Below are 20,110 nucleotides of genomic sequence, written 5' to 3' on the forward strand. Positions count from 1 at the left end.
AACATTAACTCTGAACATTAGTGCTTTCGAAAATCTTGTCCGCAGAAGCCGCCACAAAGCCTGTATAAAGCTTTCCGTCTGCTTGAGGATAGCGCAAAGCAAATTCATAAAAACAGCTAGGAATGTTAACCACAGCGTCTGAGAAGCTAACTGGGATCTTATCTGCCATCGTCGATGATTGCTCCAGTAATACCTCTGGTGTGCCCTTAACTTCACCGCCCGAAGCATTCAATACAAAGCCCGCCGCTTTTAAGGCATCATTCACTGCAAAGATGGTGTCGTAACTCTGTAAGTGATTAATCGATACCGTGAAGTGATTCGCTCGATAACCAAAGGCTGCCACCCAAGCTGCGTATTCACTCTCCGCCAGTAGCGCCTCATAGGTCTTAGTATCTAACTGCCAATGACGACCTGAGTATAAAAAGTTATCAGCAGTGGTTGCAGTAGCATCCATCTGCTCAATCAAGCCATTAACGGTAGATTGCAGCTCTTCGCTGAACTCTTCGACTAATAATTCAGAGATAAACACCTTGGGTTGTGTGCTGTCCGGATGTTCAAAATGCTTAGCGTTAAGCTTCTTAGCCTCAAACTTATAGTCACCACAGGCAACATAGCCGATAGACTCAAAGTGTGCTGCCAATACCTCAAGATTAACCTTGGCAATATTAAAGGTGCGAAGTGCGATATGGTCGTTAATGATCGCACTGCCCTTTGATAGCAGCTGATGCACCTTAGCTGCCGAAGGTGTCATCTCGATATAATCTTGCCAAAGCGCTTCAAATAGCGCATTTACATTCGTGTGCATTACAACTCCTTTTACACCTACGTACTTAGCTATTTATTTAGTTTGTTTAAGTCACGCGGCGTTACACATTTTAGGGATACAATTTGCTTATAAACAAAAGGGAAGCGCCCCGAGCGCTTCCCCTTTAATTTTTGTGTTTGAAATTAAATACTTAAACCTGGGCTTAATGTGGCTGGTAGGCTGACCGCATCGGCTTCAACAGAAGCAACCGGGTAGGCACAGTAGTCGGCGGCGTAAAACGCGCTCGCTCTGTGGTTACCCGATGCGCCGACACCACCAAATGGCGCAGCACCCGAGGCACCAGTGATCTGCTTGTTCCAGTTGACGATACCCGCACGAATACGCGCTAGGAAGTAGTCATAATCTTCACGGCTATCGGCCAAGATCCCTGCAGATAGGCCATAACGCGTCGCATTGGCAAGCTTAATCGCTTCATCGAAGTCGCTATAACGCACCACTTGCAGCAGTGGACCAAAGTACTCTTCATCTGGTAGCTCGATAACATCAGTCACATCGATAAGACCTGGAGAAACGAGGCCAGTACCCACTTCGAGGTGAGTGAGTTCAACCAATGAGTTACCACCTAGGTTGATAAGATTACGTTGAGCTTCAACCATGCCTTTAGCCGCAGTCTCTGAGATCATCGATCCCATAAATGGCTGAGGCTGAGCGTTCCAAGGGCCGACTTTGATCTGCTTAACGGCAGCAACAAGCTGCTCAAGCAATGCGTCACCTGCCGCACCTTTCTCTACATAGAGACGACGGGCGCATGTACAGCGCTGACCCGCAGAAATGTATGCAGACTGGATAATGTCGTGAACGGCAGCCTTAGTGTCGGCAACATCCTTAATGATCAGTGGGTTGTTACCGCCCATCTCCAGCGCCAAAATCTTGCCCGGATCGCCAGCATACTGTTGATGTAAGATATGACCCGTGCGCGAGCTACCAGTAAAGAATAGGCCGTCAATCTGTGGGTGAGCAGCCAGTGCCTTACCCGTTTCAACTTCACCTTGAACTAGGTTAATCACCCCTTTCGGTAGACCCGCTTTCTCCCATAGCTTAAGCATTAGCTCAGCCACTTTTGGCGTAAGCTCAGATGGCTTAAATACCACAGTGTTACCCGCAAGCAGTGCCGGCACTATGTGGCCATTTGGCAAGTGCCCTGGGAAGTTATAAGGACCAAATACCGCAACAACGCCATGAGGCTTATGACGCAGTACTGCGCGTCCTGCTGGCGTATCGCTTTCGGTGGTGCCTGTACGCTTGTTATAGGCAGCAACAGAAAGGCCAATCTTACCTATCATGGCGCCCGCCTCTGTCGCGGTTTCCCACTGAGGCTTACCCGTTTCTTGTGCTATTACTTCCGCCATCTCGGCCTTGTTAGCCTCAAGCTGTTCACGATAGGCCTCCACTATAGCCAAGCGCGCGTCAAAGCCCATCATAAACCAGTCAAACTGGGCGTTACGTGCGGCATCGACTGCAACACCGACCTGCTCTGGAGTCGCGGTGTTACTCTTCCAAATCACTTCTTGGTTGGCAGGGTTAATCGATGTCACCTCGTGACCTAAACCTGCAACCCACTTACCTTCAATAAATTGTGTCATGTTCTGTTCCTACATTGGCAATACGCGGATCTGATCACCCTCTGAGACCAGCAGGCCTGCAGCTGTTTCGGCATCTAAGATCACGTTATCACTGTCTTCGACTACGGCTAGGTTGGCAGCTGCAGCGCGGTAATTGGCTAATTGAGTATTTGAAGCAATATAGCTTGTGGCATCGCTTGGGGTCTCACCTATGCTGACAGTCAGCAAACGGCTCTCTCTAACGGAGCGAATATCATGCAACTGACACTCAACCGTAGGGCCTGCATCGAAAATATCGACATAACCACGGCATCTAAAGCCCTCTGCTTGTAAGAGGTTTAACGCTGGACGGGTATTGGTATGAACCTCACCAATCACTTTTTGCGCCTCTTTAGGCAGTAGACATACATAGACGGCATTCTTTGGCATCATCTCCGCCATAAATGCTTTTTGACTCAAGCCAGAGAGATAATCGGCCTGTACAAAATCGATACCTAAGAAATGCTCTTGTAACCAGCCATAGAAGGGAGAGTTGCCCTCGGCATCACTTTCACCGCGCATCTCGGCAATCACAGTCTCACCGAAGCGTTCGGCGTGCTGTGCCAGAAACAAAAAACGGCTTCTTGAAAGCATGCGACCATTATTGTTTTTACGATAACTGCTACGTAAAAACAGGGTGCAAAGCTCTGCTGCACCAGTGTAATCGTGACAAAGGGTTAAGGTTTCGACCTCATTACGCACACCGATCTGCTCAGAGTGATAGACCTCTGTACCGAGTCGATAATGGTAAAAAGCATCTTCCATCCCCACCGCAGCTTCGAGTCCACAGGTACCTACGACTTCACCCGTTTCGGTATCTTCTAGCACCATCAAATAGCCTTCATCGAAAGGCTTATCGATCTGCTTAGTAAATGACGCTTCTACTCGAGCTATTTTGCTTCTGAGTAGATCGGCATTCACTGGTAGAGATGTGAATCCGTGTCCCGACTCCTCTGCAATTTGATACAGAGCATCGAAGTCAGTCGATCGGATTGGACGTATAACTAACATCTAGGAGTCTCCTCGCTGTCACTTGCCGTTAACTGTCAGTCTTACCACTCTATGACAAGTCCTGCTCAATAAACGTTCAAGCTATCCTACAGACAAAAAAAGGAGCGCTATAAGCAATAGCACCCCGTTTGCCCTTTAGGCTTCGACAACTTTAGCGACTGCACGCTCGAAACGCGCTAGACCTTCAGCAATATCGGCTTCAGGGATCACCAATGAAGGTGTGAAACGCACGACGTTTGCACCCGCAACTAGGCTCATTACGCCTTCGCTAATACCGGCAACTAAAAACTCTTTTGCACGGCCTTGGTATTTCTCGTTCATCACGGCACCAATCAACAGGCCCTGACCGCGGATGCCCGAGAACACGTCGTACTTGTCATTGATCTTGGTTAGACCGTCACGCAGCAACTGCTCACGCTGCTTAACGCCATTTAACACCTCTGGTGTATTCACAACATCTAGCACTGCATTACCCACAGCACATGCCAGTGGGTTACCGCCGTAAGTTGAGCCATGAGTACCGATCTTTAAATGATCGGCAATCTCTTTTGTCGTTAGCATCGCCGCAATAGGGAAGCCGCCACCTAACGCTTTTGCCGTTGTCAGCACATCTGGTACTACATCGCCGCGCATATAAGCATATAGTTCGCCCAGACGACCCACACCAGTTTGTACTTCATCGAATACCAATAGCGCATTGTGCTTATCACACAGAGCGCGAACCGCTTTTAAAAACTCAGGATCGGCATCGATAATGCCACCTTCGCCCTGAAGAGGCTCCATCATGATGGCGCACGTCTTATCAGAGATAACCGCTTCTAGTGCAGCGATATCATTAAATGGTACATGAGTGATGCTCTGAGGTTTCGGACCGAATCCATCTGAGTAAGCCGCTTGGCCACCAACGCTCACAGTAAAGAAAGTACGGCCGTGGAAAGCCTTATCGAAGGCGATAATTTGATCTTTTTCAGCGCCAAACTTATCCATAGCATAGCGACGAACCAACTTAAGGGCTGCTTCGTTTGCTTCTGCGCCCGAGTTAGCAAAGTAAACGCGATCGGCAAATGTGGCCTCAACAAGCTTAGTCGCTAGCTCTAGTGCAGGCTCGTTAGTCATAACATTAGATAGATGCCAAAGCTTCTCGCCTTGGGTCTTTAGTGCGTTAACCAAAGCGGGATGACAATGACCTAAACAGTTAACCGCAATACCACCAGCAAAGTCGATATACTCTTTACCTTCTTGATCCCAAACTCGGCTACCTTCGCCACGAACAGGAATCACTGCAGAAGGCGCATAGTTAGGCACCATAACTTCGTCAAACTGGGCACGTGTAAGATTCATATTTGAGCTCATTCCTTCTCATCCTTCATAATTATCGACCTTTTAACTGGCCGTATTCCGCCCTGTGTCTTTATCTTGTGTAGGTGACACGGCGATTGTTTGTATAACTAGAAGGACATTATTAGCTAAAATGTGATCAAAATACCAGTTTTTAACAAGGTTCATGTGAGCTAAATGGATAAACACTGCATAAAGATTTGAGTTTTAGAATTAACAAAGCAGATATAGCGGGGCTTTAAGCATAAATAGTCATAAAAAAGTTACCTAGGCCACAATAACACTAGTTATTCAATGATAATGAATAACTAGTGTGTGTTTTATGGCAAATTCTGTGACCTTTCCTACGAATTATCATGGCTAAATTAAAGAGCTGACTAGATGGATAACAGAGCATACTTGCTGCATAAATCAGCCTAAAGCCTTCTAGAAATAACCAAGCTTAATGGTAGGTTATTAACATAAAAACATCAGAGGCCAATGCATTACAGGCTAAAACAACACCAACTTACGAAAGTTTTGTGCGCTTAACCTAACCTGCTCTTGCTCGGTAACTTGATAATAGTCGAACATCAATCGGCGTTCAGCAGCCGAGATATTACCCGCCTCGTGCAGAAGGTAAACTTTAGCGAAACAACTGGCACGCTCGATTAAGGCAGAGTCTTGGTCCAGCTCCGCATACTTCATGCTTGTATCGATCGCCTTATAAGTTTGCGTCAGGCGGCTATTGTCGAAATTCAGTAAAGTAAGAAGTTGCCAGTTGAGCGAACGACTGTGGCTCAGCACTTGCTGATAGACATCATTTGCAGGGAACTCCGTTGCCATCACGGCGTCATATAGCTCCTTATCACGACTCGCACTCGCCTCTCTAAGCCATTCCCCCCACATATCATCAAAGGTATTTGCACACTGATTAATGACACAGGTTGCGCCTAATTGACTCATCAAGCTACAGCTATAAATAAAGGCCTTATCTTTTTCATGGAGTTCGGCTAAGGCCTGCGCCGCTATCGAAGAGACAACGCTGTAACGCCACAGCTTTCTGGTTAACCATAACATTTGTGGCTGACCACTTGGCATCATGCGTCGAAGACAAAAATAGGGAATTAACATCTGCAAGTTTTCGATGCCAATATAGTTGAGTACCAGTTTAATATCAGTGACCTGCACATCAGAAGATTTTGGCCTACGGTGCCTAAAACTTGAACCATTGACGATGTTGGCGAGATCCCGTTCAAGCCAAGGTAGCGCCGCGACCAAGGGTCTGACTCGCGCTAAGTCGACATGCTTAGAGTAAAGCAGTTCCAACAACAAAACCTGTTTCTCATCGAGCTTAAACTTGGCCAACACTTCTGCAGGTAAGGACAGTTGCTGTTCAATACAGGAATTCACACTGGTGAGCAGTTGCTTAGATACGGCATCGAACACCTGTTTAGCTTGATTTTGTTTTGCTAAGCGAGCACGAATAGCCTCGCTTTCGATCTCGAGTTTATTGGCATCGTCTTCCATTTCAACATAAAGCTCATCGGCCATGGCAACTGACTTACCCTTACCAACGATCAGCTGTTTATACAGTCGATGCTCTATCTCTGTTACTTGTGCAGGCTTAACGCCTCCAGCGACCGAAATTGCCACTTAGCCACTATCTCCCTGTATTAATACGTAACCAGTTTAACCACTTATCGATAACGATGTATAGATATAACGAAAAGGACTCCACTAGGGAGCCCTTTTTTACCGCTCATGGCGACTATCTGTATCTAGCCAGTTACTTAAGCTCCTGCTCGAATAACTTATGGATACGACGGTATTCATCAAGCCAGCTCGATGGTTGACGGAAACCATGGGGCTCCACCGGATAAATCGCTGTTTCAAACATCGGCTTCTCTAGCTCAATCAAACGCTGCACCAGACGCACGCTATCTTGGAAGAATACGTTGTCATCGAGTACGCCACTCATGATGAGTAGTGGCTTTTGCAGGCCTTGTGCATGCTCAATTGGCGAGCTACGCTCATAGGCGATGGGATCGACATCGGGCGTATTGAGAATGTTAGAGGTATAAGGCGCGTTATAGTGTGCCCAATCCGTTACAGGACGCAGCGCAGCACCAGCTTGGAACAACTCAGGCTCATTAAACAGTGCCATAAAGGTTAGGAAACCGCCGTAAGATCCACCGTAAGTACCAACCTTACCCGCATCAACATTGACGTTGGTCGCCATCCAGTTCACGCCATCCTTGAGATCCTCAACTTCAGGTGTGCCCATTTGACGGTACACAGCGGTGCGCCAGTCACGGCCGTAGCCTTTAGAGCCACGGTAATCCATATCCATCACCACATAGCCTTGCTGGGCAAGTAGGTTATGGAACATAAATTCTCTGAAGTAACCGGAGAAACCGTAATGCGCATTCTGTAGGTAACCCGCACCATGGTTAAAGATCACCGCAGGATACTTATCGGCACTATTTTTATCGTAGCCCTGAGGCAGATACACTCGGGCATAAACTTCACCCGCACCATGAGTCGATGGCACAGCCACAACCTCTGGTGCCTGCCATGCATAGTGCTTAAAGGCATCGCTGGTATAATCGGTTAGCTGTTTAAGTTTACCGCCAATTGGCTGCACAAATAGCTCTGCAGGCTGAATACGCGTCGATGCGTTTAGTAGCAGCGCCGTTCCATCTGGGCTTAAAGTGTAATCAAGCTGACCTTGCCACTGAGTCAGTTGCTCATCTTTGCCCGTTGCGATCTCAACGCGGTAGACGTTATCGATCCCCGGGTGAGTCTTATTGGCTTTGTAATAGATAAACTGTGCTTTAGGGCCCAATGTGATATCGCTGACCACGTATTTTCCTTGAGTCAGCGCCTTGGGCTTCTCCCCTTGCTCTTTCAGGTAAATATGTGAAAAGCCTGTCTCTTCAGACAGGTAGTACAAACTATCGCTATTAGGTAACCAGCCGTACTGGTTAAAGTTGTAGTTTACCCATGCATCATCGTGCAGACGGTGCTGTGTGGTTAAACTGCCCTTATCTAGGTTTACTGTGGCTATCCAACGGTCTTTGTTATCGACAGCCTCTAGCATCACTGCAACCTTATCACCTGACTCCGTCCACTGAATTGCACTTTGTGACCAGCCCCAATCTTGCATCAACTGTAAATTACGCGGCGCTTTCTCGCTCTTGTAACTCTCACCTTTTGCTTTAGCGTTCTCAGCCTTAACAGCGACGAGTACATCTTCATCAAAGCCGGTTAGCCCCTCGATGGTGATATCTTTCTTAGCGTGAGTCTCGAGATCTAGCAGCACTAGCCGCTCACCCGGATTTTTATCTTCGGCAACGCGAGCACGGGCCGGAACCGCATCGACATAACCGTCTTTACCAAGGTAGTTAGGCATGATGTCATGATCACTGCGCCAGCTATATTCCTTATCCTTTAGCGCAACGATCACATAGCGACCATCGGGAGACAGGCTTAAATCGGTAACGACCTCTTTATCGCCCAGATACCAGGTCTTGGCCGATATGGTCGGATCCGACTTAGCAAGTTCAGCTTTATAATCTTGTTTCGACTTAGCATTTTCTTGCTGCATAGCCACATACTGGATAAGCCGGTGTTGCTGCTTGGCGATATAGCTTGATGGCTCTTGCACGCCTTTTGGCTCTGCCGCCATCTTGATGTTGGCGATCTGCTCTACTAAGCCTGAGTCTTGATGGATTTTAAAAATATTATCGCCCTGCCAATAAGCGATATCGCCACTATTTAAAAAGCGCACGCCATCCACAGCGGTATTTTGGCGTGTTAACTGAGTGACCTTTGCGCTAGTTAAGTCTTTAACGAATAAGTTGCCTTGATAGATATAGGCTTTGCGCGCCTTGTCATTATTGAGCACCCCACGGCGTTGATCGGCACTATGAAGTTGGTTTAATGTCAGCTCGCTTGCAGCGGTGCCATCAATACTTTGCTGGTAATAGGTTTTGGTCGGTGCACCGTGGGCTTGCCTAGCGAAGTAAACTGACTGACCGTCATCGCTCCAGTAGGCACCTTTGGCAAATAAACCCATCCAATCAGGATTGGCCATAATTTGATTGAGCGTTAATGCTTGGTCTACTTGAGGTGGCGCCGATAAGGCAACTTGGGCTGCTTGATTTGTTGTTTGAATTTGCTCTGTTGAGCCATCGATTGAGCTACAACCCGCTAATACTGCCAGTGAAAGTGCACTCAAGCCGACATGACGAATGACGCTTTTCATATCCATCCCTATTATTATTGGTATTTTTGCGGACTTTTATACCACACTTAGGCAACGGACTTGCCTGAAAAATCAGTAAAATTTGTAACAGATGGTAGCGATTTAAATGATTTTGATGAAATTTGCTAACAGCTCGTGGCCTTGCTCAGTCAGAATCGAATCAGGGTGAAACTGGACGCCGTAGAGCTTTTTAGCAGGCATACTCATCGCCATGATCTCTCGACCATGTAATTAGATTGCATCGTCAAACCACGCATCCACTAACAAAGTTAGCGCTTTAGCTGCTCTTGATAAAATTTGCTAACAGCTCGTGGCCTTGCTCAGTCAGAATTGATTCAGGGTGAAACTGGACGCCGTAGAGCTTTTTAGCGGGCATACTCATCGCCATGATCTCTCGGCCATGTAATTAGATTGCATCGTCAAACCACGCATCCACTAACAAAGTTAGCGCTTTAGCTGCTCTTGATAAAATTTGCTAACAGCTCGTGGCCTTGCTCAGTCAGAATTGATTCAGGGTGAAACTGGACGCCGTAGAGCTTTTTAGCAGGCATACTCATCGCCATGATCTCTCGACCATGGACGGGATCGTCAAACCAAGCATCCATAACGAAACCAGTAGGAATCGCATCCACCAGCAAAGAGTGGTAACGAGTAACGGTTAGCGGGTTATTCAAACCACTAAATATGCCCCTATTGCTATGCAATATCGCACTGGTTTTACCGTGCATCACTCGCTTGGCTCTAACCACATTGGCACCAAATACCTGCGCTATCGCCTGATGCCCAAGGCAAACTCCGAGAATAGGCAGCTGGCCCGCGAAATGTTCTATAATCGACAACGACAGACCAGCCTCATTTGGCGTGCAAGGGCCAGGTGAGATCACTAGATGGCTAGGAGCTAAAGCCTCTATCTCCTCTAGGCTGATTTCATCATTGCGCTTGACCACAATCTCTTGCCCCAGCTGCTGAAAGTACTGCACCAGATTAAAAGTAAATGAGTCGTAATTGTCGATCATTAAGATCATAAAAGATCCGAGAACCTATATCGCTGTGTTTTATTGTACCCATTTCGAAAGCTTAGCTATGTCAGGCCTAGCTATGTTCAGATTATGAAGAGAGCTCAATAAAACCCAATGTGGATGATTTGGGCGCTGATGCTACCACAGCCATCACCTTGGATCACCTGAGTTTCTCTTCTAGCTGCACGAATGTAGCTAAACGCTGCCCAAAAGCTGCAGCTAAAGTTTCAAACCCTGGCGTTTGAGCCAGTTTACGGTAACTGGCCTGCGCCTCCGGCCACTGCTGCTCTAGCCAGTAACTTTGACCAATTAGCAAGAGCGCCTGTCCCTGCAGCTGGTTTCGCCGCTGGCGAGCGTGTTTTATCTCGGCCGCGGTGCCTAAAGGCAAGAGTTGCTGACCCACTTTGCTCCAAGCTCTACGGGCATTATCGCCCTGCTTTAATGCGGAAAAAAGTTGACCTTGTAGCAGATAAAAGTCATCAACCAAGCCACAGCTTTCGCTTAAGCCATCAAGGTTAAAACCCTCTAAAAAAACTAACGCCTCGTCATATCGTCCCGATAACCAAGCATATTGGGCACAAGCCAAAGCTTGTGAGTCAAACACCTTTATAGCAGAGCCTAGGCGAGAGGCGTCATCTGTATCAGTTTGCGAGGTACAGCTCGCCGCCAGATTATAGGCTTTAATCTGGCCAAACAGGCCTATGCTATCTTGCGGCCTGCTGCTGCCTGAAATTGCCCCTATCGACTGCGCAGCGATATCGCTTGCCACCGCCGCTTCAAGCTTATTGCCGAGCCCAAGTTCGCTACGAGTTAACACTTGCCAAGCGGTGCGGCTATCAGGCTCAAAAGCAAGCCACTGCAGAGCACTACTTTTAGCCTCTTGCCACTGCTCTAACGCCATTTGACTGTAACTAATGAGTGGCCACCAATGGAGCTTCACATCTGAAGATAACAAGAGATCGATCGCCGCTTGATATTGAGCTAACTGGTAATAGGCATAGCCTCGCATATAGCGCACCTGCGCCTCGATTGGCTTTTCTAGCGTCGATAACTCTAGGTTTGATAGTGTCGAAATAGCGGCTTCATATCGTTCAGTTTGAAGCTGCGCTTGAGCGAGGTTAACGACAATTTGCCCCTGATTAGGATATAGTTGATAGCCTCGCTCCCAGCAATTTAGCGCCTTAGCTTCTGCTCCAGTATCGGCAAGGGTTTTACACACATACTGAAATACGACATGGTGCGGCGCAGCCTGCTCAAGCAGTGGCAACATCAATTTTAGCGCTGCATCAAAATCATTGGCCTCAAGTAATGGACTCGCTTTATTGAGTAGACCAGACTCGTATCGATTTAACTCTCGCCCATGGCTAACATTTAAATCTCGCCCATGGCAAATAGCTGCGAAAAAAGGCGAGATAGACAAAAGCAGGACTAGCGATAATTTGAGAAAATTCATCATTAACTCACCTTAAAGTTAATCGGCACATCAACAAAGACCTTCACCGCTTTACCCGATAAAACAGCGGGCTTAAAGCGCCATCTACGCGCTGCTTCTATTGCCGATTGGTCAAACACTTGCTTAGGCTCGGCTTCTAATACCTGTGCCTGACTCACCATGCCATCCGCCTCAACAATGAGCCGCAAAAGCACTCGCCCGCCGCTCTTGAACTTACGCCCAGCCACAGGCATCTTCGGCTGAATAAAGCGCAATAACTCCGGCGCTTTATCAACATCTTTAATACCTGCAATCACAGGCGCAATACTCGGTAAACTCAAGCCATTAAGTGTTGGGATAGCCAACACTGGTACTTGCAGCGGCATATCAGCAACCGTTGGCATAATCGGTATGCTAGTCAATACTGGCGTTGCAGCGCTTGCTGTCACAGGCTTACTTTGCTCCTCTTTCTGTGTCGGTAATTTCGGCTTTTCTGGAGGAAGCAAAGGCAGCTGCAGCTCTTTTGTTTGCTGACTCAATAACTGCCTTGGTTGATTATCATTAAGACTGCTAGGCAGGTAATAACAGAGCAGTATTGTCATGCTTACGGACAACATTAACCGCATAGAGATAACCAGCACTTGCTGAGCGCGTCCTCTATTCATTAGTGGATCTCTGACGCCACGGAGCTAAAGCTTATGCCTGCCTGCTTGGCAATATCCAGCACCTTAATTGTCACCCCTGTTGGGCAATGAGTATCGGCAACAACCAACAACTTTGCCTTAGGAGTTTGACTGGCGAGCTGCTGCAGCTTACCGGGTAGGTAATAGATATCGAGCTCTTTTGACTCAAAGTAGACCCGCCCAGTAGTATCGAGAGTGACCACTATAGGGCTGCCATCGACGCTGGTGGCAGTGCTTGCTTGCGGACGCTTAATCTCCACTGAGGATTGCTGCACAAAGTTAGTCGACACTATAAAGAAGATCAGCAAGATGAAAACCACATCGAGCATTGGGGTCATGTTGATTTCAGGGTCTTTATCTTGTCTGAAACGATCGCTAAGCATGTTGCCCTCCCACTAACCGGTTCGTGTCGGCACGGTTTAGCTTTCTCTGCCAAAAAAATGCTAACAGCGAACCAGTTAAGCCAACAAATAAACCGGTTTGGGTGGTAACCATCGCCATGGAGATCCCTGCTGAAATCACTGCAGGATCATGAAATCCATAACTGGCTCCAGCATCGAACATTGCAATCATGCCGCTAACGGTTCCTAGTAAACCTAAAAGCGGCGCAACCATGGACAATAACTTAACCCCTTGGAGATCCGCATACTGCTGTGCTTGCGCTTGCCTTAGCGCTAACAAGCTCAAGCGCTGATTAAGCCAGTCATGTTGAGTCGTCACTATCATCTGCAGACTCTGCTCGGTCTCTTTAAATAGAGCTCGGCTCACTAACCACAACATCCATAAACAGCAGATGAATAACGGCCACATCACAATGCCACCAAGCTCAATAAAGCCTAGAATGGCGTGGCTAAACTGGCGCAGTGAAAACAGCATGTTATCGAGTGACATGCTCGCCTCCTCGCTCAAGATTCAAGGCCAGTAACAGAGCTGATTGCTGCTCCATATTTAAGCTAAGCGCCTGAGCACGCCGCTTAAGTGGGTAATGCAGTAATAGCAGAGGTAATGCCACCAGCAATCCCGCCTGAGTGGTGATCAAAGCCTTACTGATCCCTTGAGAGAGCAACTTAGGATCGCTATTACCAAACTCGGTTAATGACTGAAAAGTTTCAATCATGCCTGATACCGTGCCGAGTAATCCCAGCATAGGCGCCATTGCTGCCAATAAGGCAATAAAGCCTAGCCCGCGTTCAAACTGCGCCATCTGCTTTAGCATCAATTGTTTCAACCGTTGATCCATCGCCTCAACGCCACTTCCCTCAACGATTGCGTTAGCCAAAACGCTAGCCGCTGGCACCCTTGGCAAACCGAGTAATTGTTGCTTAATCGCTTGCAGGTCGGTTTTAGCCTCATCTCGCTCATTAAGCTGCGTTAATGGACGCCAGTACAACAGCACGACTGCGCGCCATAGCGCAATCGCTAATCCCAACGCGGCTAAGATAAGGATTGGCCAAAGTACTTCACCACCATCCTCAACCCACTCTGTTAGGCTCTGCTTCTCAGCTAAGCTTGGCAGCATTCGTCCCTGACTTAAATCCAATGGCAAAAGTTGAGACTGACCTTCCAACCATGCAGTTAGCTGCTCACTGATTGTTGAATCAACTGGCGCGATTGCAACGGGAAGCTCACCAGTTAAGGCGATAAAGCTTGGCATTTCAGTCGCTGACTTTTCGATATGAGTCACCGCCATTAAGCCGCCAAAGACCTTTAACACCTGCTCGGTCACGCTGCCATTGGCCGAGCTAATCGGCGCCTTGGCACTGAGAACTTTCGCCGTCATCTGCATATCATCAATCGCGTAGCCGACAAGTTCATTGAGCTGCGTCAAACTAGGGAATCCAGTATCCGCCTTGGCAAACGTTAAGTTTTCCACCCGTTGAGGTGCAGCAAATTGAGTAGGACTCTGCTGCCACTGCTGCGATAAACTACTCAACGCCTTTTGATAGGCTCCCTGCACTAACTTCATATCATCAACTGCAAGCTGATAATCTTGGCTGAGACTTTGCTTTTGCTGCGTTAACTCAATCAACTGCTGATTTATCAGTTCAAGCTGAGTACGTTTGCCATTTAGGCGCTGAACCAACTGCTGCTGATTCGTTTTAACCTCATCTATCTCTTGCTTTAAGTCACTACTCCAACGCAAGTTCTGTTGCTCTATCTCAGATGCTCGCAGCTCAATTTGTTGCTCAAGTGCTTGATACTCTGCAGCCTCTTTTACAGTCGACTCTTGTGTAAAAGCCAATGTCGATACGCTTAACAATAAGACTAAAATTACCGCTCTCATTATTTGTGCGCTCCTAATGGCAAGTTAACTATCTGAGCAACCTGCTTATTGGATGTAATTGCCATGGCTAATCGAATATCGCCCTGCTCGTTAACCGCTAAAGGCTGCCATTTACGAGACTGGTTATCGAACCATCCAAGCTTTTTCTCATCAGGCGTCATATAGAACCAAGATAGGCGACCTAAACGCAGCAAGTTCACCTGTACTGGTTGCTCATCGATAACGATGATCTCCTGAGATATCTGCTGGCCATAACCGTAAGCGACCTCGATAGCAATCACATCGAGCAACCGCCGAAAACGCTCGGCCAAGGGTAACTCACTGCTATCCATTGCGCTGCGCAGAAATGCCAGACGTCGCTTACGCTCATCAAAATCGAAAGGTAGGTCAGCACTGATTTGACGCTCTAGCCTGGCATACCAGATCTCCAACTGCGGCTCTAGTTCCTGTTTAAGAGCGTTAATCGTGGCGATATCTTGTTGCAGCTGTTTGACCTCCGCCTGCAATGAAGCCAGATATCTTTGCTGTTTTTGCAATTGATATTCAGTCCAATAAAGCTCACCAAGATCTTGTTGCTGCTGTGAAAGGGATTGCGCTTTTTGCTGTTGCCATGCTGCAGCTTCCTCACCCAGTTGCACCGACTGCACAACAGGCTGCTTTATCTGCTCAAGCCATTGCTCTGCTAAATGGTCCAGCGTCTTGTCATCTCCCCCCTCCGATGCATTAACTAGCAGAGGGAACACGCAACAAATAGCCAGTAAATTATAATGAATACGACCTATCATCTACGGCCCCCTTTTTTCATTGAACGGCGCCAAAACACCAGTCCTTGCAACAATAAGCTCACTAATAACAGGCCATAACAGGCAAAAAAGTAATTTACTAGCGGGTTATGTACCGCAAGCACCTTAACCTGCACCCCACGTGCCTCCTCTTGATGTGGCACTCTAAAGTCTGTCACAGTTATATACAGATCCTTCCATCTAAAGGGCCGCATAAACCCAGCATCACCACTGATCTTCTGCTCACCATCTTGAACAAAAAAATAGGCGGAGTTTATACGAGGATCGAACTGCTCAACACTGCGACGGGTGATCCGCCCTGCCGGGCTAAAGCCTGTTGCATCTTCGGTAATTAGACTGACATCATCGCGATAGTCGACGCTAACTAACTTAATCTGGTAACGACCACTATTGAAACGCTCTCCCTGATGCAGCACCGCGCTATCGTGACCGTGGATAAATACCAGATCGACGCCATGAAATATAAAAACCAGTAAGGTCAGGATATGTATTGGTAACATCATTATTCGTGGGCTGCGCCAGCGCTTGTGACGCCAGATAGGCAATAGATCGCGCCAAGAACACAAGGCTGTATTCAACCCAAGCAGGAACATCAAACCAAATAAGCCTGCTAACCAGAACCCAACCATGGGCGCAGCCGTTAAGCTTTGTAGCCACTGGGACATAGGCAGGTCGTTTAACGCCCTTAACACTTGGCGGTAAAGCTCATACTCACTCAGGCCTACGCCTATGGCGAACCACAGCGACAAGAGCATGAGCAGCACGAAGGCGAGGCGCATCGAAAATAACCAGTTCATTCTCATGACAAGCGATACCCCAACATCAATACGCAGATAAAGCCCAATACCACAGCCTTCCCCATGGCCAGCGCTCTGGCATTAGCAAACCAAGCCTTAGGTAAGTGAAATACCAGAATAAATAACAGGTAGGTCAGCGCCGAGAAGAAGAAATGACCGCTCCAACTCCAGCTGCGGCCCCAACCAATAAATGCCCAGTAACTACCAGCTATCTCACCGCCAAGAAAGGCGGTACCCGCCAGCAAACTAAGTAGGTGACTATGACTCTCTAAGTGAGTGTCACGCCAAAACGCATGAAATAGATAGCCAATGCCTGCTGCAATCGCCAAACCAAGCGCTATCGGACGAGATAGGAAAAATAGCTGCGCCCAAATCGACGTTAACATGGCACTATCGCCTGTTGGTGGCTCAAGTGTTTGGCTATATCCCAGCAGCAACAAAGCGATAAAAGTGACTGCCCATACATAGTTTGCTTGTAAACGCGTTTGAATCGATAAAGCACACAAACAAACTAAACTGACGATGGCGGTAACCACTAGGTAGGTCATCACACTGCTTGATGGAAACAGTAGACTATCGGCGTTGATTAAGCTCAATGTCATTACCGCTAACGCCAGCAACACCATATTGGCTAAGCGGGCAGCGAGTGAGCCTTGATTAAGCTCTTTAGCCTGCTTCAAACTTAGGTCACTCATTGAATCGACTCACCTGTTCTGCTGCCTGTTTTTTCGGCACTGATAAACTGCGCTAGTTTTTCTGGCAAACTGAAATCTTCTACATCGACGATCTCAGGCTTGTGTAACGACCAATGACGACACACCTGCTCAATTAAGCTTGGGCGAACCACCCAGATATGACGGCTATTCGCCACCGCGAGTAACGGGGCTATCTGCTTGCCAAATCCCTGTCCTCCAAGCTCCATAGGCCCTATCTCATCCACAATACAGATATCGCCTTGCTGGAAATTATTATGGTCAAGCGCTTGTTTACCAAGCGCTATCCCCTCTTGGGTAAAGGTAAAGCGGGTGCCTGTCTTCTTATCTAATACACCGGTACGATGACCAAATAGACAGCGCTCACCTGTAGCGATATCGACAATATCACTGCTGAAACGCCGCCCCTCCTTCATCACCCCAGGACAGAGCATTCCCTTTAGCGGGATCTGCTCTTGCTGACACAGCTCGATAAACTCAGCCAAAGCCGTGGTTTTACCACTGCCGCTTTCACCAGTAATGATGAGCACGTTACTCTGGCTTAATCCCAATACATTTTGTGGCATAAAAAACTCCTGCGAGGCGACTTGATAGCTGGCGGTGGCCAAGCCATAAAGACGACTGATGTTCTTACTGGTCATAACCGCTGCACGCTCGCCATAATCCAACACCTTGCCATGCTCCAATAGCAGCACCTTATCGGCATACAACTGGGCTAAGTTTGGATCGTGTAAGATGGCAATAACCGCCGTATTGGAATCAATACAGCTACGTTTAACCTGAGATAAAATTTGAAATTTATTTCGATAATCGAGGTGGTTTGTCGGCTCATCAAGCAGCAACAACTGCTCACTTTGAAACAGCGCTCTAGCCAACAACACTAGCTGGCGCTCACCGCCAGACAGACGGTTATAATCGGCCTTGGCCAATCCCCCAACATCAAGTAGCTGCATCACTCTTTTAGCATCATGAATGTCTTGTTCTGAGGGCGACTCAAAAGTCGATAGGAAAGGCGTTCGCCCCATCACCACCATCTCTAGTGCAGTAAAAGCAAAAGCAGTTTCTTGCTGCTGTGGCACTAGCGCCATCTGCTGCGCAATTTCGGCGCGGCTCATCTTGTCTAGCGCAGAGGAATTAAGATACACAGCACCTTGGCTAGGCTGATTTAACCCACATAAGCAGTTCATCAAGGTGGTTTTACCTGCTCCGTTGGCCCCTAGAATCGCTAAGAATTCTCCCGCTTTTAGCTCGAAGCTAACCCCTTCTAATAGGCACTTATCGCCAACGTAATAACTAATATCCGTAACAGTTAACATCAGTAAGCTCCTCCTTGGCGAAAGCGAAACAGTAGAAAAGCAAACAGAGGTGCGCCCACTAACGATGTAACGATGCCAATCGGGATCTCCATGCTAAAGCTCGCGCGAGCCACGCTATCGGCCAGCAATAAGAACATGGCGCCCACAGCTGTGGAGATAGGAATAAGGCGCATATTATTGGCTCCTGTGAAGGTACGCACCATATGCGGTACAACAAGGCCTATCCAAGCTACAGAGCCAACCGTTGCCACACAGGAGGCCACGATGAAGGAACTAATCACAATCAACACGAGGCGCAGCCTTGCAGGCTCAACACCTAAGCTACGACTTTGGTGGTCGCCTAAACACAACACATTAAGACGGTAACGTAATGTGTGAATAAGCCCATAACCAAGAGCGACAGGGATAATAAGCTGTGCCACCGTGCTCCAACTACTCACCGAAAGAGAGCCCATTAACCAAAATACAATGGCAGGTAGCTCACCATAGGGATCGGCTAGGGCTTTTAGCATGGTCAGGGCTGCACCAAATATCGAGCCAACAATAATCCCGGTCATAATCATTAAAAGCAGACTATTACTGCCAAAGCGTTTGGCCATAAACATGGCGGCGCAAGCGGCTGATAAGCCACAGACAAATGCCAGCAGCTGCACCATAATCCAGCTACTCCCCGGCATAATCAGCCCCATCGCCGCGCCAAACATACAGCCCGATGCCACTCCTAAAATATCTGGGGACACGAGTGGATTGCGAAATACCCCTTGGTAAACGGCGCCAGAAACAGCAAGCCCTGCACCGACAATTAAAGCGGTGAGCAAACGAGGCAAACGAATAAGCAAGATAACTCGCTCTTCTTGAGTCAGATCATCGGGAACCTGCCCAGTCATTATCAAGCTACTCAGCACTGACGGCAGCTTTTGAATTGCGCTGAACAGATCACCAGGATTGACTGAGAAGCGGCCAGCACAAAGTCCCACAAGACCGATTACAATGGCGATTCCAGTCCATTGTATCGGCTGTAATGAAAATCCTTTCGCTACTGACATCTGCTTATCTCATGCAGTGGTGACAGGCAAGCATCACCAAAGGCAACTTGGTAGTAGTGCGCAATTTCCGCGTCCAGATCGATATTATTAAATCGCTCTGGGTAAGCATTCGCCGCAATATAAAGCGCCCCCGCCATCGCCATCGGTGATGGCATATCCCAGAAGCTCCCCTTAGGCAGATGAATTTGTGGTAATTGAGCGATTTGAGTCATTAGTGACTTTTTTAGTTGCTCATCTACTTTGGTCGAGTCATTAGATTCACGTACTAATAACTGTGGCTGCCATAGCAGCAATTGCTCAGCATTCACCTTAGGGTAAAAACCAGGTACGCCTGTTGCGACATTATTAACGCCTGCAACAGCCATTAACTGATGCTGAAACATCTGTTCACTGGCAGTGCGGTATAGATCTGAGCTATTTGCGTAATAGGCACGAAGGCGCTGATCATCATTTAAACCGGAAAGCCCAGTTTGAATGATGTTGGCTAAACGTTGGTTTTCAGCTGCTATCTTAGCGGCTTTATCCTGAGTCCCGGTCGCCTTAGCCAGCAGCTCAAGCGCAGCTTTAGCATCTTCCAAAGTTTCCGGTTGAATCACTAAGCTAACAATACCTAGCGAGGTTAAGCGGTCAGCGAGTCGATAACCGTCCTTCTTACCAAACACTAAGACCAAATCCGGCTTAAGCGCGACAATGGTTTCTAAACTTGTACCAGCCGAGCGACTGCCGATCACTAAGGGAGCGCGGTGCGCGAGCAGTTGATTAATAAACGGTGAATGTTTGGTGCTACCGCCGATACCAACGAGTTGATCTGCAAGTCCAAGACTTAAAGAGAATAGGTTTGCCGGAGTGAAGGTCGTCACAATCCGCTTGGCAGGCTTTTGTAGCACCACCTCGCGGCCTTGCTGATCGACCAAGTGTATCGGCGATGCCGATACACTTGAAAGACCACAAAGGAGAATGACAACAGTACTAATAAGTCTGTTAAACATTCC

General features: G+C 47.8%; 19 protein-coding genes and 1 pseudogene. All 20 read right to left on the reverse strand.

What is annotated here, in order from left to right; all coding sequences use genetic code 11:
- Window positions 1-4 precede the first annotated feature (4 nt).
- Window positions 5-805 carry a DUF1338 domain-containing protein gene (locus JMA39_RS06295; protein ID WP_202720983.1) on the reverse strand — a complete coding sequence of 267 codons (801 nt, stop codon included), beginning with the start codon at window positions 803-805 and terminating at the stop codon, window positions 5-7.
- A 143-nt stretch (window positions 806-948) separates the two neighbouring features.
- A complete protein-coding gene (gene astD, locus JMA39_RS06300) occupies window positions 949-2,409 on the reverse strand; it encodes a succinylglutamate-semialdehyde dehydrogenase (RefSeq protein WP_202720984.1) in 1,461 nt (486 codons plus the stop codon).
- A 9-nt stretch (window positions 2,410-2,418) separates the two neighbouring features.
- A complete protein-coding gene (gene astA, locus JMA39_RS06305) occupies window positions 2,419-3,438 on the reverse strand; it encodes an arginine N-succinyltransferase (RefSeq protein ID WP_202720985.1) in 1,020 nt (339 codons plus the stop codon).
- A gap of 135 nt (window positions 3,439-3,573) precedes the next feature.
- On the reverse strand, window positions 3,574-4,791 hold the full coding sequence (locus tag JMA39_RS06310) for an aspartate aminotransferase family protein (protein WP_202720986.1): 1,218 nt from the start codon (window positions 4,789-4,791) through the stop codon (window positions 3,574-3,576).
- A gap of 477 nt (window positions 4,792-5,268) precedes the next feature.
- Window positions 5,269-6,411 carry an HDOD domain-containing protein gene (locus JMA39_RS06315; RefSeq protein ID WP_202720987.1) on the reverse strand — a complete coding sequence of 381 codons (1,143 nt, stop codon included), beginning with the start codon at window positions 6,409-6,411 and terminating at the stop codon, window positions 5,269-5,271.
- A gap of 133 nt (window positions 6,412-6,544) precedes the next feature.
- Entirely contained in the window at window positions 6,545-9,025 is a 2,481-nt protein-coding gene (locus JMA39_RS06320; RefSeq protein ID WP_202720988.1) for a S9 family peptidase, read from the reverse strand.
- Between the two features lie 102 nt (window positions 9,026-9,127).
- A pseudogene (locus tag JMA39_RS06325) lies at window positions 9,128-9,289 on the reverse strand (glutamine amidotransferase-related protein); the annotation flags it as partial.
- 13 nt (window positions 9,290-9,302) lie between these two features.
- Window positions 9,303-9,413, reverse strand: coding sequence for a glutamine amidotransferase-related protein (locus tag JMA39_RS06330; protein WP_373316326.1), 111 nt, complete (start codon window positions 9,411-9,413; stop codon window positions 9,303-9,305).
- 64 nt (window positions 9,414-9,477) lie between these two features.
- Entirely contained in the window at window positions 9,478-10,050 is a 573-nt protein-coding gene (locus JMA39_RS06335; RefSeq protein WP_202720989.1) for an anthranilate synthase component II, read from the reverse strand.
- A gap of 154 nt (window positions 10,051-10,204) precedes the next feature.
- Entirely contained in the window at window positions 10,205-11,500 is a 1,296-nt protein-coding gene (locus tag JMA39_RS06340) for a tetratricopeptide repeat protein (RefSeq protein WP_237732680.1), read from the reverse strand.
- On the reverse strand, window positions 11,500-12,141 hold the full coding sequence (locus JMA39_RS06345; RefSeq protein WP_202720990.1) for an energy transducer TonB: 642 nt from the start codon (window positions 12,139-12,141) through the stop codon (window positions 11,500-11,502). The genes JMA39_RS06340 and JMA39_RS06345 overlap by 1 nt, the downstream gene beginning before the upstream one ends.
- A complete protein-coding gene (locus JMA39_RS06350) occupies window positions 12,141-12,542 on the reverse strand; it encodes an ExbD/TolR family protein (protein ID WP_202720991.1) in 402 nt (133 codons plus the stop codon). The genes JMA39_RS06345 and JMA39_RS06350 overlap by 1 nt, the downstream gene beginning before the upstream one ends.
- On the reverse strand, window positions 12,535-13,050 hold the full coding sequence (locus JMA39_RS06355) for a MotA/TolQ/ExbB proton channel family protein (RefSeq protein ID WP_202720992.1): 516 nt from the start codon (window positions 13,048-13,050) through the stop codon (window positions 12,535-12,537). Before JMA39_RS06355 ends, JMA39_RS06350 begins: the two co-directional genes overlap by 8 nt.
- The gene (locus JMA39_RS06360; protein ID WP_202720993.1) at window positions 13,037-14,443 is read right to left on the reverse strand and encodes a MotA/TolQ/ExbB proton channel family protein; all 1,407 of its coding nucleotides are present in this window, start codon (window positions 14,441-14,443) and stop codon (window positions 13,037-13,039) included. Before JMA39_RS06360 ends, JMA39_RS06355 begins: the two co-directional genes overlap by 14 nt.
- On the reverse strand, window positions 14,443-15,228 hold the full coding sequence (locus JMA39_RS06365) for a DUF3450 domain-containing protein (RefSeq protein WP_202720994.1): 786 nt from the start codon (window positions 15,226-15,228) through the stop codon (window positions 14,443-14,445). The genes JMA39_RS06360 and JMA39_RS06365 overlap by 1 nt, the downstream gene beginning before the upstream one ends.
- Window positions 15,225-16,049, reverse strand: coding sequence for a hypothetical protein (locus JMA39_RS06370; RefSeq protein ID WP_202720995.1), 825 nt, complete (start codon window positions 16,047-16,049; stop codon window positions 15,225-15,227). The genes JMA39_RS06365 and JMA39_RS06370 overlap by 4 nt, the downstream gene beginning before the upstream one ends.
- Complete coding sequence (locus tag JMA39_RS06375; protein ID WP_202720996.1) at window positions 16,046-16,738, reverse strand: hypothetical protein; 693 nt, start codon at window positions 16,736-16,738, stop codon at window positions 16,046-16,048. The genes JMA39_RS06370 and JMA39_RS06375 overlap by 4 nt, the downstream gene beginning before the upstream one ends.
- On the reverse strand, window positions 16,735-18,072 hold the full coding sequence (locus JMA39_RS06380) for an ATP-binding cassette domain-containing protein (RefSeq protein WP_202720999.1): 1,338 nt from the start codon (window positions 18,070-18,072) through the stop codon (window positions 16,735-16,737). Before JMA39_RS06380 ends, JMA39_RS06375 begins: the two co-directional genes overlap by 4 nt.
- Window positions 18,072-19,118, reverse strand: coding sequence for a FecCD family ABC transporter permease (locus tag JMA39_RS06385; RefSeq protein ID WP_202721001.1), 1,047 nt, complete (start codon window positions 19,116-19,118; stop codon window positions 18,072-18,074). The genes JMA39_RS06380 and JMA39_RS06385 overlap by 1 nt, the downstream gene beginning before the upstream one ends.
- The gene (locus JMA39_RS06390; protein ID WP_202721003.1) at window positions 19,109-20,107 is read right to left on the reverse strand and encodes an ABC transporter substrate-binding protein; all 999 of its coding nucleotides are present in this window, start codon (window positions 20,105-20,107) and stop codon (window positions 19,109-19,111) included. Before JMA39_RS06390 ends, JMA39_RS06385 begins: the two co-directional genes overlap by 10 nt.
- Between the last annotated feature and the right edge of the window lie 3 nt (window positions 20,108-20,110).

The organism is Shewanella schlegeliana (assembly GCF_016765635.1).
GTDB lineage: Bacteria > Pseudomonadota > Gammaproteobacteria > Enterobacterales > Shewanellaceae > Shewanella > Shewanella schlegeliana.

What these genes read in the sequence shown, in the direction of transcription:
- astA (WP_202720985.1), bottom strand. Translation starts at nt 3,438, where the DNA reads ATGTTAGTTATACGTCCAATCCGATCGACTGACTTCGATGCTCTGTAT.
- JMA39_RS06345 (WP_202720990.1), bottom strand. Translation starts at nt 12,141, where the DNA reads ATGAATAGAGGACGCGCTCAGCAAGTGCTGGTTATCTCTATGCGGTTA.
- JMA39_RS06375 (WP_202720996.1), bottom strand. Translation starts at nt 16,738, where the DNA reads ATGAGTGACCTAAGTTTGAAGCAGGCTAAAGAGCTTAATCAAGGCTCA.
- JMA39_RS06370 (WP_202720995.1), bottom strand. Translation starts at nt 16,049, where the DNA reads ATGAGAATGAACTGGTTATTTTCGATGCGCCTCGCCTTCGTGCTGCTC.
- JMA39_RS06350 (WP_202720991.1), bottom strand. Translation starts at nt 12,542, where the DNA reads ATGCTTAGCGATCGTTTCAGACAAGATAAAGACCCTGAAATCAACATG.
- JMA39_RS06385 (WP_202721001.1), bottom strand. Translation starts at nt 19,118, where the DNA reads ATGTCAGTAGCGAAAGGATTTTCATTACAGCCGATACAATGGACTGGA.
- JMA39_RS06310 (WP_202720986.1), bottom strand. Translation starts at nt 4,791, where the DNA reads ATGAGCTCAAATATGAATCTTACACGTGCCCAGTTTGACGAAGTTATG.
- JMA39_RS06330 (WP_373316326.1), bottom strand. Translation starts at nt 9,413, where the DNA reads ATGGCGATGAGTATGCCCGCTAAAAAGCTCTACGGCGTCCAGTTTCAC.
- JMA39_RS06295 (WP_202720983.1), bottom strand. Translation starts at nt 805, where the DNA reads ATGCACACGAATGTAAATGCGCTATTTGAAGCGCTTTGGCAAGATTAT.
- JMA39_RS06335 (WP_202720989.1), bottom strand. Translation starts at nt 10,050, where the DNA reads ATGATCTTAATGATCGACAATTACGACTCATTTACTTTTAATCTGGTG.
- JMA39_RS06340 (WP_237732680.1), bottom strand. Translation starts at nt 11,500, where the DNA reads ATGATGAATTTTCTCAAATTATCGCTAGTCCTGCTTTTGTCTATCTCG.
- JMA39_RS06320 (WP_202720988.1), bottom strand. Translation starts at nt 9,025, where the DNA reads ATGAAAAGCGTCATTCGTCATGTCGGCTTGAGTGCACTTTCACTGGCA.
- JMA39_RS06380 (WP_202720999.1), bottom strand. Translation starts at nt 18,072, where the DNA reads ATGTTAACTGTTACGGATATTAGTTATTACGTTGGCGATAAGTGCCTA.
- astD (WP_202720984.1), bottom strand. Translation starts at nt 2,409, where the DNA reads ATGACACAATTTATTGAAGGTAAGTGGGTTGCAGGTTTAGGTCACGAG.
- JMA39_RS06365 (WP_202720994.1), bottom strand. Translation starts at nt 15,228, where the DNA reads ATGATAGGTCGTATTCATTATAATTTACTGGCTATTTGTTGCGTGTTC.
- JMA39_RS06390 (WP_202721003.1), bottom strand. Translation starts at nt 20,107, where the DNA reads ATGTTTAACAGACTTATTAGTACTGTTGTCATTCTCCTTTGTGGTCTT.
- JMA39_RS06355 (WP_202720992.1), bottom strand. Translation starts at nt 13,050, where the DNA reads ATGTCACTCGATAACATGCTGTTTTCACTGCGCCAGTTTAGCCACGCC.
- JMA39_RS06360 (WP_202720993.1), bottom strand. Translation starts at nt 14,443, where the DNA reads ATGAGAGCGGTAATTTTAGTCTTATTGTTAAGCGTATCGACATTGGCT.